The following is a 16,170-nucleotide window of genomic DNA, read 5'->3' on the forward strand; positions in this document are numbered from 1 at the left end:
CGACGCCAACGATCCCTGTCCCGGTTGACCCCTATCGAGTACGAGACCAACATGACCCCACCGGCCAGTCAGGCCGCGTGACTGAAACTGTCACCCATCGGTGCAGCAGACCCGCCGCACTAGACCGCCGACCGACAAAGGCGCGACGCTCAGCCAGATCCGGAGGTTCCCAGCAGTGGCTCGCAAGATGTATCAAGTCATCGTGCGCGGCAAGTTCGCACCACTCGATGACGAGCAGCGGGCCGCCCTGCTCGCCAAGGCTGACGAACACGACGTGTTCCGGGCGAAGTTCACCGAGGAAGGCACCGTGACCTACGAGCGGTCCCTGCTCGCGTTCACCTTCCGCTGCGTGGTCCCAGCCACCGAGGAGGAGAAGGAAGCAGCCGTAATCGGCAGGGCGGAGACGCTTGCTGCGGCTGCCGTCCGGAAACTCGGTGCCGACTACCGCGACCTTAAGTCGGTGTCGACCGACCTCGAGAACATCAAAATCCGCCGGCGCGCTGACTGACCACTTTCGACAGATCAGCGCTGCTACCGGGCCGTGATGGCGTCAGCGCGCCCGGCTGAACTCGTCGAGGCGGTTACCACTTCGCTACGCTGCCCCCAATCTGCTCTCAATGCAAGCACCACCTGTTGCATTCGTCCGTCACGGCTTTGACCTGCCCACACTCCCCCACCGTGCGGGTATAGGAAGCCGTTGACGTCGTCCCTTGCCCCGTTCACAAGCTGACCATGTTCTAAGCAGAATTGGTCGCTTCTCCGATCGTCCTGCCGACATGCTGTCCGCATGGGAGCAGGCTTTAGCGGGGACGTCGCGACCTACTACGCGAGACACCGGCTCAGTTACCCGCCCGAAGTGCTCGATGCCATCGTCGGTGCGTACCGCCTGGGTCCTGGCGACACAGTGGTCGAGCTCGGCTGCGGCACCGGCCAGATGAGTTTGCCGCTTGCATCCCAGGTGGGGACCGTCGTCGGCGTAGACCCTGAGCCCGACATGCTGGCCTTGGCCCGCCGAGCCGCCCTCAACGCCGAGAGGGCCAACGCCGCGTGGTTGCTAGGCCGTGTCTCGAAGTGCGTGTAGCCATTCGTTGATCACGGTGACGTGGATGGTGGCTTCGTAGCGGACGGCCAGCTTTTCGTATGTGGTGGCCAGCCCTCGGTGGCGTTTGAGGCGGTTGATGCCGCACTCGACAGCGTGGCGCTGTCGGTAGACCTCGGGGTCGAAGGCAGGTGGTCGGCCGCCGGCGGAGCCCTTGGCCCGCCGGTGGGCGTCCTGGTCGACCTTGCTCGGGATGCAGGCCCTGATCCCACGGCGGCGCAGGTAGGTCCGGTTGGCGCGGGAGCTGTAGGCCCGGTCGGCGATCACGCGGTCTGGTCGCACGCGCGGACGGCCGACACCGAGACGGGGCACGCGGATGCCGGCCAGCACGGCGGCGAACTGCGGGCTGTCACCGCGATGCCCGGCGGTCAGGAGCATCGACAGCGGCTTGCCGCCCTGCTCACAGGCAAGGTGCGGCTTGGTGGTCCACCCGCCACGGGACCGGCCCAGGGCGTGGTCGCCTGGCTCGGCACGGACCCCACCCGGGCGGCTCGATCTGCTGCGGCGGGCGCCGACGTGCACCCACGGCGTGTTGGTGAGCCCGAGCGATGGTGGAATCGACGCTGACATCCCACGTGATCAACCCGGCCGCGTCCGCGCGAGCCTGCAAGCCGGTCACGATCTGCTGCCAGACCCCGGCCCGCTGCCAATTCCGGAACAACGCGTAGATCGCCTGCCAGGAGCCGTAGCACGCCGGCACATCCCGCCACGGCGCACCGACCCGCACCCGCCACCGGATGCCGTCAATGAGTTGCCGCTTGCTCCACCGCGACGGTCGGCCCGGCCGCTTACCCGCAGGCAGCAGCGAATCCAACACCCTCCACTGGCCGTCGGTCCGGTCGTGCCGCCTCGTCACCGCTATGGTGGCCACGAGGTCTCCGGTATTCAGGTTCCTCTTGGTCGATGAACCCTCTACCGGAGACCTCGCTATTTATCGACCACCGACACGCCGCACCCAACTTCGAAACACTGCCTAGACCACCGGGCCGTCGCGCTCCTGCTCAACGGGCGAACACGGTGGATGCGCGAGTCCGACACCTCTACGTGCGGGATCCGTAACCGTCATGCCCCTGAAGCGGGCCCGGCGGGGGCTGAGTTGAGCGAGCGCAGCCTGCCGTCGGGCCCGCCTGAGCACCGCGTCTACTTCGCCAACCCGAATCCACCGATGGTGGTCGTGAGGTTCTCGGCCAGTAGCTTGCGGATCTGGGCGCCCTGCGGGGTGGCCCAGTCCTTGGCGAGTTCGCCGAGGACCGCGGCGGTGGTGATCAGGTTGACGCCGGCCTGGATCATGCGCAGTCGGGCGATTTCTTCGGAGTACTGGAACACCGATCCTCCGGCGTCGAGCACCGCGTAGACGTCGTATCCGGCTTGCTTGGCGCTGAGGGCGGTGTAGACCAGGCATCCGTCGTTGGTGGTGCCGGCCATGATCAGTGTGCGGCGGCCGGTGGCCTCGACGGCCCGCACGAAGTCCGGGTCGTCCCAGGAGTCGACGATGCCGGTGCGCTTGATCCGGTTCGCGTACGCCTCGGGGTTGATCTCCTCCAGTCCGGGCATCCACCAGTCCTTGTTGTCGTCCTCGGTGCTGCTGGTCCAGACGTTGGGGATGTCGAGGACCTGGGCCGCCTTGACCAGGGTGATGCTGTTCAACTTGGCGATCTCTGGCGGCTGGGTCTTGATGAAGCCCATCGAGATGACCTGGTGGTCGATCAGGATCAGCGCACTGTCCTGCGCCTTCAGGTTTGTCATGGTCTTTAACTCCAATTTGGGTATGGCGGACCCTCGTGGGTCCACTCCTTGTTCCCCGAGCGGTTCGGCTCGGGTTGCTGGCGAGGCGCCGGCCGGGATTCGCCCGCGGAGTTCCGGGCGGGCTGTCGGGTGGTGCCGGCCCCTCGGGTTATGCGCAGCCGTCCGGGGTGCAGACGCCGTCGGTGTCGACGCCGGTGACGAGCGGCAGCGGCTGCGGTGTGGGGTGGCTCTCGTCCCACACCGTGGTGATCACCTTCAGCAGGTCGTCGGTGCCGATGGCCCCGGGGACGGCGACGCGGCCGTCGAAGACGAGGAACGGTGCGCCGCGGGCGCCGAGGCGCTGGGCCTCACTCTGGTCGGCCGTCACGCGGGCTCGGTAGCGGCGGCTGCGCAGTGCCTCGGCTGCCTCCGCACGGTCCAGGCCCACCTCGGTGGCGAAGTCGAGGACCTCCTCGGCGGTCCACAGCTTGCGGGCCTGCCCGAAGTGTGCGCGGAACATCGCCGTCCAGATCTCGTTGCCCCGACCCTGGTCCGCCGCGTAGGCGAGCAGTTCGTGGGCCAGGTCGGTCGGGCCGAGCGTGCGCTCGACCGCGTGGTAGGGCGTCAGGCCCTCCGCCTTGGCGGCCCGCTCGATCGGTCGCAGGACCTGGTTCACGGTCGACGTGGGCGCCCCGGCCATCTCGATCAGCTTCCGCTGGGTGACGCCGGACCGCGGCAGGTCGGGGTGCAGCTGGAAGGACCGGTGGATCACCTGTACCTGGTCGCCGTAGGCAAACCGGTCCAGGGCCCGGCGCAGCCGATGATCCATCAGCCCGCAGTACGGGCAGACGATGTCCGACCAGAACTCGATCTTCATGGCACCTCCTCCTAATTCTTACCCTCTGTTCGTAGCCCCATCATGCATTAGAATTTGAAGCGTGCAAAAGGCACATTCATGTGCGTAGCGACCGAGTGACCGAACAGACGGAATAGGCGGAGACCATGAAGGCAGAAAATCTTCGACGGACACGAACCAACGTCCGGGCGAACGTCCGGAACGTCCCAGGGCCCTGTGCCCACTGGAACGACGAGGACGCCGACTTCATCCGCGAGGTCCTGGATCTTGTCGGCGACAAGTGGAGCGTGCTGATCATCGGCACCCTCGCCGACAAGCCCGTCCGCTACTCGGACCTCGCCGACGCGATCCCCGGCATCTCCCAACGCATGCTCACCCTCACCCTGAAGCACCTGCAACGCACCGGACTCGTCACCCGGACCTCCTACCCCGAAGTCCCGCCCCGCGTCGAATACGCCCTCACCGAACTCGGCACCTCACTCCTGTCCACCGTCCTGGCCCTGGCGGCCTGGTCCGCCGACAACCACGCCGAGATCCGCCGTCACCAGACCGAATACGACCGCGCCGGGACTGTAAGACGAACGGTGTAACTCCTGATCAAGGAGCAGCACCTGATGTCTGATAGATCGACGATCGCCGTGGATACTGCCGCGGTGGCGAAGAACGTGCCGGGACAACCGGCGGAGGGTGTGGACGCGGAGCTGGTCGCCCAGCTGGTGGAGCAGGCCCGTGCAGCGGGTCTGCAGCTGACCGGGGACGGTGGTCTGCTGCAGCAGCTCACGAAGCGGGTTCTGGAGTCGGCGCTCGAGGGTGAGATCACCGATCACCTGGGCTATGACAAGGGCGACCCGGCGGGTAAGAACGGCGGGAACTCCCGCAATGGTGTGCGGGCCAAGACGGTGCTGACCGACGTGGGCCCGGTCGAGATCGATGTGCCGCGCGACCGCGACGGGTCGTTCACGCCGCAGATCGTGCGCAAGCGGCAGCGCCGGCTGTCCGGGCTGGACGACATGGTGATCTCCCTGTCGGCCAAGGGCCTGACCACCGGAGAGATCCAGGCCCACCTGGCTGAGGTGTATGGCGCTGAGGTCTCACGTCAGACGATCTCGACGATCACCGACAAGGTCGTCGAGGGCATGACTGAGTGGCAGAACCGGCCCCTGGACCCGGTCTATCCGGTGATCTTCCTGGACGCGGTGCATGTGAAGATCCGCGACGGGAAGGTCGCCAACCGGCCCATCTACCTGGCCCTGGCCGTCACGGTCGAGGGCACCCGGGACATTCTCGGCTTGTGGGCCGGCGACGGCGGCGAGGGCGCCAAGTTCTGGCTGCAGGTCCTCACCGAGTTGAAGAACCGCGGAGTCGCGGACGCGTGCATGGTGGTCTGCGACGGGCTCAAGGGCCTGCCGGACGCGATCGCCGAAGTGTGGCCCGAAGCCGTCGTGCAGACCTGCGTGATCCACCTGCTGCGGGCCTCGTTTCGGTATGCCGGCCGGCAGCACTGGGACGCTATCGCCAAGGCCCTCAAGCCGGTCTACACGGCTCCCACCGAATCAGCGGCCCGAGCCCGGTTCACCGAGTTCACCGAAGCCTGGGGCGACAGGTATCCGGCGATCGTGCGGCTGTGGGAGCAGGCGTGGGCGGAGTTCGTGCCGTTCCTGGCCTTCGACGCCGAGATCCGCACCGTCGTCTGCTCCACCAATGCCATCGAGAGCGTCAACGCCCGCATCCGCCGCGCCGTCCGCGCCCGCGGGCATTTCCCGAACGAGGCCGCCGCGCTCAAGTGCGTCTACCTCGCCGTGATGAGCCTCGACCCCACCGGGCAGGGCCGCCGACGCTGGACCATGCGCTGGAAACCCGCCCTGAACGCCTTCGACATCGCCTTCGAAGGACGCCTGTCCGCAGGCCGCAAGTAGCCGTCAACAACCCGAGTTACACCGTTCGTTTGACAGACCCACCGCGCGACGAGACGTAGGAGCAGGGACTGTCAGTGGCGGGTGTGTGCGATGTCGCCGGCACTGCGACGTGGTGTCGTTGCCCAGGACTGGAGCCAGGCAGTCTCGAAAAGCGGTGTCAGGTTTCCGAGGTGGTTGATGATCGCCCGAAGTCCCGGGTGCGGATTCGTTCTGGGAAACATGAGGGAGAGCGGGTAGGCGAGCGTCGGGTTCACGATCGGGATGCGGCGTAGGTCGTGGTTCGTCGGCCAGATGTACGCGCGCACCGACGAGGGTGGCCACGTCGGCGGAGCCCGCAAGGGCAGCTGTCTGCGCCCTGGTCATACACCATGTGACAAACCGGCGACATATGCTCGCCGAGATGCGTCGTGAGTGACAGATGCACCAGGAGAGATCGTCTTGCTCCGAGCCTGTAGTAGCTCGGAGCAAGATGATTAATTTCGCGCTGGCTCCCGTCACTTTTGACCGCATCAAGATACTTTCGCGAGAGGAGACAAAGCGGTTATTTACAACAGCGTTGATGACCATCGAGTCACCGTCGGCGATATGGCCCTGGCCTCATCTGGTTCCCCTTGAGGCGGATTTCCGGACGGTGGCCCTGCGGTAACAGGGTGGGCAGGGCCTCGGAGCGTGGGAGACGGTTCGTGCCGTCGTTGATCGTCATGCCGGCAACGCGACGCGGCCCGTGGTACTGGGATACGGTCCACTTCCGTGACAGATTCGCGGGCCAGTTCGGGGGCCGTCCCACCGTCGGTGTTCGGCGCCGACCTGCATCTGGACCTGATCGGCCCCGGGCTGCGCGCCGGGCTCACGGACGCCCTGCGGGAAGCCATCCGCACCGGACGTCTGGTGCCTGGCACCCGGCTGCCGTCGTCCCGTTCACTCGCCGCCGATCTCGGCGTCGCCCGCAACACCGTCGCCGACACCTACGCCGAACTAGTCGCCGAGGGCTGGCTCACCGCCCGGCAGGGCTCCGGAACGCGGGTGGCCAAGCGGGCCGAACCGCGCAGCGCAGCGCCCACTGCCCCGCGCGCAAGGCCCACCCAGCGCCGTCCCACGTACGGCCTGCTGCCGGGTGCGCCGACCCTCGCGGAGTTTCCCCGCACTCAGTGGCTCAAAGCCGCTCGCCGGGCGCTGACGGCGGCCCCGAATGATGCCTTCAACTACGGCGACGCGCTCGGCCGGGTGGAGCTGCGCACCGCCCTCGCCGACTATCTGGCGCGGGCTCGCGGGGTGTACGCCGAACCCGACCGGATCGTGGTCTGTGCCGGTTTCCACCACGGCCTGACCCTGATGGCGCAGGTCCTACGGGCGCGGCGGGTCGCGGCGCTAGCTGTCGAGTCGTACGGCCTCGACGTCTACCGCGACCTGCTGACCAGCGCCGGCCTACGCATTCCGCCCGTCTACGTCGACGAACACGGCGCGCGCACCGACGATTTGACGGGGTTGAGCGCGGTGGGCGCAGCGCTGTTGACACCGGCGCATCAGTACCCGACGGGGGTCGCGTTGACCCCGCAGCGGCGCACGGCGGCGGTGGACTGGGCCCGCGCCACCGGCGGGCTGATCCTGGAGGACGACTACGACGGAGAGTTCAGATACGACCGCCAGCCGGTGGGCGCGCTGCAGGGCCTCGACCCGGAGCGGGTGGTGTACTTCGGCACGGCGAGCAAATCACTGGCGCCCGGACTGCGGCTCGGTTGGATGGTGCTGCCGAAAGAGCTGGTCCCGGAGGTCGTAGCCGCCAAGGGAGACATCGACTACATGTCGAGCGCGCTGGAACAGCTCACGCTCGCCGAGTTCATCGCCTCGGGCGCGTACGACCGTCAGGTACGCACGATGCGCGTGCGCTACCGCCGCCGCCGGGACGAGCTGGTCACGGCGCTTGCCCGGCGTGCGCCCGCCGTCCGCGTGACCGGGATGGCCGCCGGCCTACAGGTGGTCCTCGAGCTCCCGCCCGGCACCGAGAACGCGGTCGTCCAGGCGGCGGCCCGCCAGGGCCTGGCGGTGGCCCCGATGGCCGACTTCCGCCACGAGCTGGCCGACGCGGACTGGCGGTCGGCCGAGCCGGACGGGCTGGTGGTCAACTATGCGGCTCCCTCGGACAGCGCGTGGGCGGGAGCGCTGGACGCCCTGTGTGGGGTCATGCCGTAGGCCGGCCCGGTCAGACGCTTGCCGTGCCGCCGGGCCTGGTGAGGTTGTGCCAGTGATTCCTGAAATCCCCTGGTTGGTCGAGAGGCTCATCATCGATGATTGCGGCCATGGCCACGACCCGGCAGGCTGACGCCTTTCCCGCCGACGCGCTCGATGGCCACTTGGGCGGCAATGGCGCCTCGATTCGGGCGACGGCACGTGCTCTGGCGAAGGTCGAGTCCGCCGTGGCCGTGGTGCTCGTGGAGGGCATCAGCGACCAGGCTGCGCTGGAGACGGCCGCCATGGGCCGCGGCCGGGATCTCGAGGCCGAGGGTGTCGTGATCGTGCCGATGGGCGGGGCACACGCAATCGGCCACTTCCTGGCCAGGTTGGCCCCCCTGGCTCCCGGGGTGCGACGCGCCGGTCTGTGCGACATGCGTGAGGAGGTGGTGTTCAGGCGTGGGCTGGAGGCCACCGAGGTTGGCTCACCCCGTACGCGCAGCGACATGGAGCGTCTAGGGTTCTACGTCTGCGTCAAGGACCTGGAGGACGAACTGATCCGGGCGCTGGGTGCCGCAGAGGTCGAAGCGCTATTCGACTCGCAGGGCGACCTCCGGTCGTTCCGCTCTTTCCAGAGCCAGCCCGCCTGGCGCGGCCGGCCGCCCGAGGCGCAGCTGTGGCGGTTCCTTCGTAGCAGCTCCCGCCGCAACCAGCGCTACGCACGCCTGCTCGTCGAGCTGGCAGTCGCCCGAGATCGCTTGCCGCGTCCGCTCGACGCGTTGCTCACCCACCTCTGACCCAGGCCCAGGCTTCTGTCTGTGCCTTCCGCCGCGCCTGATCCTCCGACCGGTCGGTGGCAGACGTTCGACCTGCCGTCGATCGGTGCTGTGAGCGGCAGGTCAGCCGGCTGCCTGTCGGGCAGTCGGCGCTCCCCTTACTCCCGGGTGGCTCTCGTGGAGTTCCTCACCGAATTGGCCCATGAATCCGTCGGGCAACTGGACCAGATCGCAGCGCCACTCGGCGCGTAACTTTGCGACCGCGACCGCAGGATCAAGCCCTCGCGGGAACGGATACCGACTACCAAAGCACGCATGCGTGGCGCGGACGGGATCTGCCGCTGGCCGGGGCGTGGTTCGACGGCTTCAGAGTGCCAGACCTACCGAACGATGAAATTGGGAGAAATGATGCGGGTATTTCTCGCTGGTGCGTCCGGCGTGATCGGGCGGCGGCTGATCCCCCGGCTGGTGCAGGCGGGGCACGTGATCGGTGGCATGACGCGATCGTCCGACAAGACGGAGCTGCTGGCGCAGCTCGGCGCCGAACCGATCCTGTGTGACGTCTTCGACCGGGATGCCCTGATCAAGGCGGTTCGAGAATTCGAACCGGACGTCATCCTGAACGAGCTCACCGATCTGCCCGATGAGGTCGAGAAGATCGGCGAGCACACGGAGCTGAACGCGCGCATCCGGACCGAGGGCAACCAGAACCTGATCGAGGCGGCACGCCAGAGCGGATCACCGAAGATCCTGGCCCAGACCGTCGCCTGGAAGTTGCCGGACGGACCCGATGCCCGGGCCGTCGCCGAGCTGGAGCGCGTCGTTCTCGCCGAAGGTGGCGTGGTGCTGAGCTATGGGCAGTTCTACGGGCCCGGCACCTACAACGAAAAGCAGATCCCCGCCGAGCCCCGGGTCCAGATCGATCGGGCTGCCGAGCGCACAGTGGAGCTGCTGGATGCGCCGTCGGGCGTCGTCGTCATCACCGACTAGCGATCACGATCCGGCCGCCGGGCCGCATCGAACTCGGCCGTGGACCAGATCCCGGCCGACGGCGGTCCGACCCGGCGGCGGATTCCCCTTCCCACCCTCACCGACTCGGTCGGCCCGCGCATCGCTGCGTGCGGCCGCCCCAGGGAGCTGTCATGTCCTCGATCCCGGAAACCATCGACACGCCCGCGACCCGCCGGCGGCGGGCTCTCCCCGCCGGACTGGCGTTGACGGGCGCGGCTCTCGCGTTCACCAGCCTGTATCTCGCGGCAGGTGTGCTGACCCCGCTGCTGGTGCTCTATCGCCAGCAGTGGGACTTCGCACCGTCACTGCTCACGCTGGCGTTCGCGGTCTACGCGATCGGGTTCCTCGCCGCCGTCCTGACGCTGGGGTCGCTGTCCGACCATGTCGGACGGCGTCCGGTGCTGATCGGCGCGCTGGTGATCCAGCTCGCGTCGAACGTCCTGTTCCTCGTCGCACCCGATGTGGGCTGGGTGATCGCCGGGCGCATCGTGCAAGGTGTCGCCAGTGGCGCGGCGACGGCGGCCTTCACCGCGGCGCTTGTTGAGCTCGCCCCGCCGAACCGGAAGAGACTGGGCACCGTCCTCGGCAGTGTCAGCCTGACCGGCGGGCTGGGTGCCGGCTCTCTGCTGGCCGGTCTCGCCATCCAGCTCACGTCCACGGCGAACACCGTCGTCTTCGTCGTTCTCATCGCCCTCACGGTAATCGGGGCCGTCGTCATCGCCCTGTCTCCGGAAACCATGCCCCGCACCTCGGGCGCACTCCGCTCGATGATTCCGCGCGTCGCGATCCCGCCCGCTGCCCGGGCGGAGTTCGCCGCTGCAGCGCCGGTGGTCGCCGCGGTCTGGATGCTCGCAGGTCTCTCCGGCGGGCTGGCTCCGAGCATGGTCCGCAGCGTCTTCCACCTGGACAGCGGCCTGCTCAATGGTGTGGCCGGGTTCATCGCGCCGGCCGTGTCAGCCGTCGTCGGACTGACCTTCGCCCGCATCGACCCGCGCCGCGCGATGACCATCGGAATCCACGCGTCCCTCGTCGGGGCCCTCGGCATCATCGGTGGGGTGTTCGCCGGAAGCCTGGCCGTCATGATCGTCGGGCAGGCCATCGCCGGCGTCGGTTTCGGTGCCTCCTTCACCGCCGCGCTGCGCCTCGTCTTCCCGCTCGCGGCCGCACACCAGCGCGCGGGGGTCGTCGGCGGGATCTACGTCGTCTCCTATGTCGCCTTCGGCCTACCCATCGTCGTCGAGGGGCAGCTCACCGGCCCACTCGGCGAGGTGCCAGCCGTCGTCTGCTACACCGCGCTGACCGTCCTCCTCACCCTCATCAGCCTCGCCGCGCAGACCCACATCACACGACGTACCTGTGGCTGACGGATGCGACGTAGGCGACTCACGAAGGAACTCGGAAGTGAACCTGACGGACCTGACCGAAGCTGCTTCGTCGCTCGTCGCCCTGGACCTCGACGGAACCACGCTCCGCCAGGACGGATCCATCAGCGGCGCGCTGATCGAGCAGTACGCCGGCTCGACACGGCCGGCCATCACGTGGTGCTCGCCACTGGCCGCTCCTCCGCGACCACCATCCCGGTACTCGATGAGCTCGGCATCGCACCGCGGTTCCTGGTCTGTTCCAACGGTGCGGTCACCCTGCACCGTGACCCGGGTGGCTACCGGCGAGAATGGGTGGAGTCCTTCGACCCGGCCGAGGTCCTGCGGTCGATCCGCGCACACTTGGTGAACGTCCGCTTCGCGGTCGAGGATGAAGCCGGTCGCTACCGGTACGCCGAGCCGTTTCCGCCCGCCACGACCGGTCTCGACAGCGAGCAGGTGCAGGTAGCGTTCGAGGAGTTGTGGGACCGCCGGGCGACCCGTGTCGTCGCGGTCTCGCCCGGCCACGGCCTGGACGATTTTCTCGCCGTGGTCGAGAAGATGGGCCTCCGTCGGGTGAGCTACGCCATCGGCTGGACTGCCTGGCTCGACATCGCGGCCGAGGGTGTGAACAAGGCCACGGCGGTCGAGCGGGTGCGCGCCGAACTCGACATCCGGCGGGATCGGGTGATGGCCGTGGGCGACGGTCACAATGACGTCGAGTTGATCAGTTGGGGCGCCGAGAGCGGCCGCGGCGTTGCGATGGGTCATTCGCCCGTCGAACTGATCGAAGCTGCCAGCGAAATCACTGGGTCCGTACACGAGGACGGCCTCGCACAGGTCCTCTCCACGCTGTAGTCGCCCTCATGCCGCGACGGGTCGCAGCTCACGTCCGTTCGATCCGCCACGCTGCGCTGTATCGCCTCATCGCCGTGCGCGTACCGAACTCTTGGACCCTGAGCGCAGCGGCGCGGGCGATCCGGACGACCGCCGTTCGCGGTGCCGTGCCGACGGCCCGACCGACGTACATGTGTCGTCGGCCGGCCACCACCGAAGCCGGCCCTGGCGGATCCCGGCGTGCGAACGTCGCCGAGCACCTGCTCCGACCGAACGCCTGCTGCGCGCCGCAGCGATCGGCCGTCACGCGAACGAGCTGGCCCCGGCGGGCGCGAGGGTGAAGTTGCAACCGGAGTTCGGCGGGTTCGCGCCCCCGAACCTCGGCTGACCTGGCACTGCCCCGGGGCGCACGCCGGCCCGTGCAACGAACTGCGCCGCCCGGGCCGGTGCGGCCCAGAGATGCGGATCGGCGCCAAACACCTGGCCCTCGGATTGGCCCGCTAATCCGCCCTCGCTGGCGCCTGTGACCACGGCGACCTCGCCGTCGAACTGACCCGTTGCTGAACTCCCTAACGTGATGCCGGAGCGGGCAGCCCGTTGGCCGCCCGCCCCTCCAGCACACTGGGCGCAGCGGGCACCATCAATGACCGGTTGCGCATGCGCGGGTACCCGCCAGGTACCGGTGTCGGCGTGCGGCGCCCGCCGCGCCCCCCGCGCGGAGCCGCTACTGCTTCAACCAGGCCTGATCGAACGCGGGCGTCGGCGGCGGCCACGAGCGTGGACGGGTCGATGGCTTCATTGCTCAAGTCTGGTTCGATCTTGCCAACGCTCAATGCAACGGAGCTTCCTCAGGTCGCGTGCGCGCTGGATCGCGAGCGGGTATCCGAACCGAACATGACTGCTACGGCGAGACCAGCCAGGTCACTCGTACCGCCGGGTTGGAGCACGCACGGATGGGTTGCGGTGCGGGCACATCGCCCTCGGCATCGCTGTCGGGATGCGGCCGATGATGGGCGGCAGATCTAAGGGACTCAAGCGGCGGACTCGGTTCCAACTGCCTGTGTTTCGTGTGAGATCGCGAAGGTCTCGACGTAGTCGAGGGCGGCTTCCAGTGCGTCCCTGAGGGGGGAGATCTCCCGGGCGACCTGGGCGAGGAGCATGCCGCCCTGGAACGCGGCGAGGAGCAGGCTCGCGAGCTTCTCGGGGTCGGCCGCGTTGCTCAGACGGCCCTGCCGCTGCAGGCGGAGGAGCGCGTCGCGGAAGATCTCTCGCCACTGGGTGAACGCATCCGCAAGCTCGTCGTGAACGTCGAGGTCGGTCTTGATGATCTCGCTGGCGAGCGACCCGAGGCTGCAGCCTTCGTGGTAGGCGCGTTCATACCCGATATAGAACGCTGCCCACTTCCGGAACCCCTCGAGGCTCTCGAAGCGGTCGAACTGTTCGCTGCGATGGAGCCCGAGGACGCGTTCAGCCTGCCATTGGATCACCGCCAGGACGAGGCTCTCCTTGGTCGGGAAGTAGTGGTTGATCTGCGACCCGCTGACGCCGGCGGCGCGCCGGAGCTTGTCGTTGTTCGTGGCGTGGACGCCCTCGGCGTAGATGAGCGCGGCGGCGTGCTCCAGTATCCGGGCACGCGTCGCCTGCCCCTTCTCGGTGAGCTGGCGAGGCTCTGGCGCCGCCGTCCTGGACTTCATGATTCACATCTTAGCAAAAGTGGGCTTGACAGCCCAGTCTCGTGTAGTGTTCCATCCAGCGAGTGGGCTACGCAGCCCAAAACTTGCCCCAGGTCGATCACCGACCACCCCCACATGGACTGGAGTGGATTTCCCATGTCGCGCCTGAACGTTCTTCCTGCCGATGAGCACTCCGCCGACGTGCGGAGCACGCTCGACCAGGTCGGCGCGCAGTTCGGCTTCGTACCGAACATGTTCACCATGCTCGCGTCGAACCCGACAGTCCTCGATCTCGTCATGACGGTGCAGACGAAGGCGAGCAGGCTCCTGGACGCGAGGACGCGCCATACGATCGCGCTGGCCGTGTCCGAAGCCGATGGCTGCGACTACTGCCTGGCACTGCACACGGCCGGGTCCCTGAAGGGCGGCATGTCCGTGGAGGACATCGAGTTGGCGCGGGCGGGAAGCTCGGTCGATCCGAAGCGGGCTGCGGTGGCTCGCTTCGCCCAGCGGGTGATCGAGACGCGCGGACGGGTCAGTGATGCCGACCTCGCGGCCGTCCGAGGGGCCGGGTACACCGATCCGGAGATCTTGGCGATCGTCACGCTGGTCGTCCGGGCGCTGCTGACCAACTACCTCAACAACGTCAACCTGACCGACGTCGACATCCCGGCCCCCGACCTGGCATGAGCGCTTACCGAATTCGCGAGAACAGGGACCTGACCGGTCGCACCCTCGCCCTGATCAACCGCAATGGGAGGGAACGACATGTCCGGCTCTGAGCTCTATGAGAAGTTCATGGCACTGCACACCCGAGAAGAGGGCCTCGTCATGCCGAACGCCTGGGATGGCGTGTCGGCGCTGATCCTGGCAGATGCCGGCTTCGAGGCCATCGGCACGTCGTCGGCGGCCCTGGCGGCCGCACTCGGCCGCATCGACGGACGCCACAGCGTTACCCGCGACGAGCATCTCGACCACGCGCAGCTGCTCGGCCGGATCACGGGGTTGCCCGTCAACGGTGACTTCGAGGACGGCTACGGCGTCACCGCCGCGGACGTCGCCGTCACTGTGGACAGCGCTGTCGCGCACGGGCTTGCCGGTATCGGGATCGAGGACACCACCGGGAATCCCGATGACCCGATCCGCGACTTCGACGACGCGGTGGACCGGGTTCGCAGCGCGGTCGCCGCGGCGAAGCGACGCATCGTCGTCACCGCTCGCACCGACAACTTCATCCAGGGGCGGCCCGACCTCGATGACACCATCCGACGGCTGACCGCCTTCGCCGAGGTCGGCGCCGACGTGCTCTACGCACCGTTCCCGCCCGACCTCGAATCCCTGGTCGCGATCGTCACCGCCGTCGCGCCGACGCCGGTGAACGTTCTCATCTCACCGGCGGACCAGGTGCTGACCGTCTCCGAACTGCAGAAGGCCGGGGTCAAGCGCATCAGCCTGGGCCCCGCGCTCTACACCCACGCGATGGGTGCTCTCGAACGGGCCGCCGTGGCGCTCAAGGCCGGCGACATCGCGTCGGCCACGACAGGCATCAGCTTCGACCGGGTGGGCGAACTCCTCGCCCGCAAACCCTAGCCAGATCCGACTTTCACCACCTACGCACCCCGCAACCCATCACCACAGAAAGCGCGATGACATGGATCTCGACAAGCTCATGAGCAAGCACCTCAGCCGCTACTTCGACGGCAGCAGGACGATCCCGGACGAGACTCTTCAGCAGCTGCTGAAGTTCCTGCGTTCGGCTCCCACGTCGACGAACATCCAGCCGAACCACTTCTACGTCCTGTCCACTCGGGAGGGCAAGGAGCGGCTGGCGGCCAACCTCGGCGAGCGGTTCCAGGACAACGCCGAGAAGGTCCTGAACGCCTCGCACACCATCATCCTCACCACTCGGGCCGATATACCCGAGCACCACCTCGACGCGGTGTTCGCCAAGGAGCGGGCCGACGGCCGGTTCGCGGATGCGGCCAAGCAGGAGCGGTGGGAATTCATGACCCGCGACTTCTTGAACCTGCGCAGATACGGCTACAAGGACGAGTACCACTGGATGGAGAAGCAGACCTACATGGTGATGGGTCTGACGATGATGGCAGCCGCCGAGCTCGGCGTCGAGGCCATGCCGCTGGAAGGCTTCGACCCAGTCAGCGTGGACAAGGCCTTCGACATCCGCGCTACCGGATACACCACCACTGTGCTGCTCGCGCTGGGCTACCCCGACGAGGCGAAGCAGTACAAGACCCCGGTGTCGCGGTTCGAGCCCGAGCGTCTGTTCACCTTCGCCTGAGCGGTCCGATCCGGGCCAACCGATCGTTAGAGGACTTGATCAGCTATGGACGGACAGGAACTTCAGAAGGTCGCGAACGCATACGCGACAGAGCTGCCGGACGTGACGTTCGAGCACCGTGTCGGCCCGAACTGGGAGCTGTACAAGGTGGGCGGCAAGGTCTTCATGCTCATGACCGACATGCCGGGACACCCTGTCGTGATCCTGAAGGCCGATCCGGACGAGGCCGTTGCGCTTCGTGAGCAGTACGCAGAGATCACGGCCGGCTATCACATGGACAAGAAGCACTGGATCACGGCCGCAGGCGGGCCCAGCCTTGATAAGAACCTGGTGAAGGAACTCGTCACCGACTCGTACCGGCTCGTGGTCGACAAACTCCCGAAATCCAAGCGGCCCGTGGACTCAGGCACGAACCCGGCCGCCTGAAACCCGAAATCCGCACGAACAG

General features: G+C 67.6%; 17 protein-coding genes. 13 read left to right on the top strand and 4 right to left on the bottom strand.

Translation table 11 applies throughout. The features are described 5' to 3' along the window. The first annotated feature begins 175 nt into the window (after positions 1–175). Together BXA10_RS27670 and BXA10_RS32485 are read left to right on the top strand one after the other, a co-directional pair. Complete coding sequence (locus tag BXA10_RS27670) at positions 176–508, top strand: DUF6204 family protein (RefSeq protein ID WP_084753404.1); 333 nt, start codon at positions 176–178, stop codon at positions 506–508. A 279-nt stretch (positions 509–787) separates the two neighbouring features. Beyond that, entirely contained in the window at positions 788–1,081 is a 294-nt protein-coding gene (locus BXA10_RS32485; protein WP_084753405.1) for a class I SAM-dependent methyltransferase, read from the top strand. On the opposite strand, the gene BXA10_RS27680 is transcribed toward BXA10_RS32485, so the two are convergent. The 3 genes from BXA10_RS27680 to BXA10_RS27690 form a co-directional block, all read right to left on the bottom strand. Continuing rightward, positions 1,055–1,970 (bottom strand): IS5 family transposase gene (locus tag BXA10_RS27680; RefSeq protein WP_425436127.1). Its coding sequence is split into 2 segments (ribosomal slippage): positions 1,055–1,594 and positions 1,596–1,970, totalling 915 coding nucleotides; the frame shifts between segments, so codons are not numbered across the junction. The two genes, BXA10_RS32485 and BXA10_RS27680, sit on opposite strands and share 27 nt — an antisense overlap. 269 nt (positions 1,971–2,239) lie before the next feature. Next, on the bottom strand, positions 2,240–2,845 hold the full coding sequence (locus BXA10_RS27685) for an isochorismatase family protein (RefSeq protein WP_076473792.1): 606 nt from the start codon (positions 2,843–2,845) through the stop codon (positions 2,240–2,242). Positions 2,846–2,993: 148 nt separating this feature from the next. Then, entirely contained in the window at positions 2,994–3,701 is a 708-nt protein-coding gene (locus BXA10_RS27690) for a DsbA family oxidoreductase (protein ID WP_076473793.1), read from the bottom strand. A 125-nt stretch (positions 3,702–3,826) separates the two neighbouring features. Here BXA10_RS27690 and BXA10_RS27695 point away from each other — a divergent pair, with 125 nt between their 5' ends. The 7 genes from BXA10_RS27695 to BXA10_RS27730 all read left to right on the top strand — a co-directional run bounded on the left by BXA10_RS27695 (position 3,827) and on the right by BXA10_RS27730 (position 11,771). Continuing rightward, positions 3,827–4,270, top strand: coding sequence for a winged helix-turn-helix transcriptional regulator (locus tag BXA10_RS27695; RefSeq protein ID WP_076473794.1), 444 nt, complete (start codon positions 3,827–3,829; stop codon positions 4,268–4,270). A gap of 24 nt (positions 4,271–4,294) precedes the next feature. Beyond that, the gene (locus BXA10_RS27700) at positions 4,295–5,596 is read left to right on the top strand and encodes an IS256 family transposase (protein ID WP_139338183.1); all 1,302 of its coding nucleotides are present in this window, start codon (positions 4,295–4,297) and stop codon (positions 5,594–5,596) included. A gap of 750 nt (positions 5,597–6,346) precedes the next feature. Then, positions 6,347–7,786, top strand: a complete 1,440-nt coding sequence (gene pdxR, locus BXA10_RS27710) for a MocR-like pyridoxine biosynthesis transcription factor PdxR (protein ID WP_076473796.1) — start codon at positions 6,347–6,349, stop codon at positions 7,784–7,786. A gap of 107 nt (positions 7,787–7,893) precedes the next feature. Then, entirely contained in the window at positions 7,894–8,562 is a 669-nt protein-coding gene (locus BXA10_RS27715; protein WP_245828578.1) for a TOPRIM nucleotidyl transferase/hydrolase domain-containing protein, read from the top strand. 294 nt (positions 8,563–8,856) lie between these two features. After that, positions 8,857–9,531 carry an NAD-dependent epimerase/dehydratase family protein gene (locus BXA10_RS27720; RefSeq protein ID WP_245828580.1) on the top strand — a complete coding sequence of 225 codons (675 nt, stop codon included), beginning with the start codon at positions 8,857–8,859 and terminating at the stop codon, positions 9,529–9,531. Positions 9,532–9,683: 152 nt separating this feature from the next. Then, the gene (locus BXA10_RS27725; protein WP_084753408.1) at positions 9,684–10,916 is read left to right on the top strand and encodes an MFS transporter; all 1,233 of its coding nucleotides are present in this window, start codon (positions 9,684–9,686) and stop codon (positions 10,914–10,916) included. A gap of 3 nt (positions 10,917–10,919) precedes the next feature. Further along, positions 10,920–11,771 (top strand): HAD family hydrolase, encoded by an 852-nt coding sequence (locus tag BXA10_RS27730; protein WP_217696867.1) that lies wholly within the window; start codon positions 10,920–10,922, stop codon positions 11,769–11,771. A 1,010-nt stretch (positions 11,772–12,781) separates the two neighbouring features. Here BXA10_RS27730 and BXA10_RS27740 read toward each other — a convergent pair. Beyond that, on the bottom strand, positions 12,782–13,444 hold the full coding sequence (locus tag BXA10_RS27740) for a TetR/AcrR family transcriptional regulator (RefSeq protein ID WP_076473799.1): 663 nt from the start codon (positions 13,442–13,444) through the stop codon (positions 12,782–12,784). A 135-nt stretch (positions 13,445–13,579) separates the two neighbouring features. Here BXA10_RS27740 and BXA10_RS27745 point away from each other — a divergent pair, with 135 nt between their 5' ends. From BXA10_RS27745 to BXA10_RS27760, 4 genes are all read left to right on the top strand, one after another. Continuing rightward, positions 13,580–14,113: a carboxymuconolactone decarboxylase family protein gene (locus BXA10_RS27745; protein WP_076473800.1), complete on the top strand. Its 534-nt coding sequence runs from the start codon at positions 13,580–13,582 to the stop codon at positions 14,111–14,113. A gap of 78 nt (positions 14,114–14,191) precedes the next feature. Beyond that, complete coding sequence (locus BXA10_RS27750; RefSeq protein WP_076473801.1) at positions 14,192–15,013, top strand: isocitrate lyase/PEP mutase family protein; 822 nt, start codon at positions 14,192–14,194, stop codon at positions 15,011–15,013. A 61-nt stretch (positions 15,014–15,074) separates the two neighbouring features. Continuing rightward, a complete protein-coding gene (locus BXA10_RS27755) occupies positions 15,075–15,722 on the top strand; it encodes a nitroreductase family protein (protein ID WP_076473802.1) in 648 nt (215 codons plus the stop codon). 45 nt (positions 15,723–15,767) lie between these two features. Further along, entirely contained in the window at positions 15,768–16,148 is a 381-nt protein-coding gene (locus BXA10_RS27760; RefSeq protein WP_076473803.1) for an MmcQ/YjbR family DNA-binding protein, read from the top strand. Positions 16,149–16,170: the final 22 nt, after the last annotated feature.

The organism is Micromonospora avicenniae (assembly GCF_900156065.1).
Taxonomy (GTDB): domain Bacteria; phylum Actinomycetota; class Actinomycetes; order Mycobacteriales; family Micromonosporaceae; genus Micromonospora; species Micromonospora avicenniae.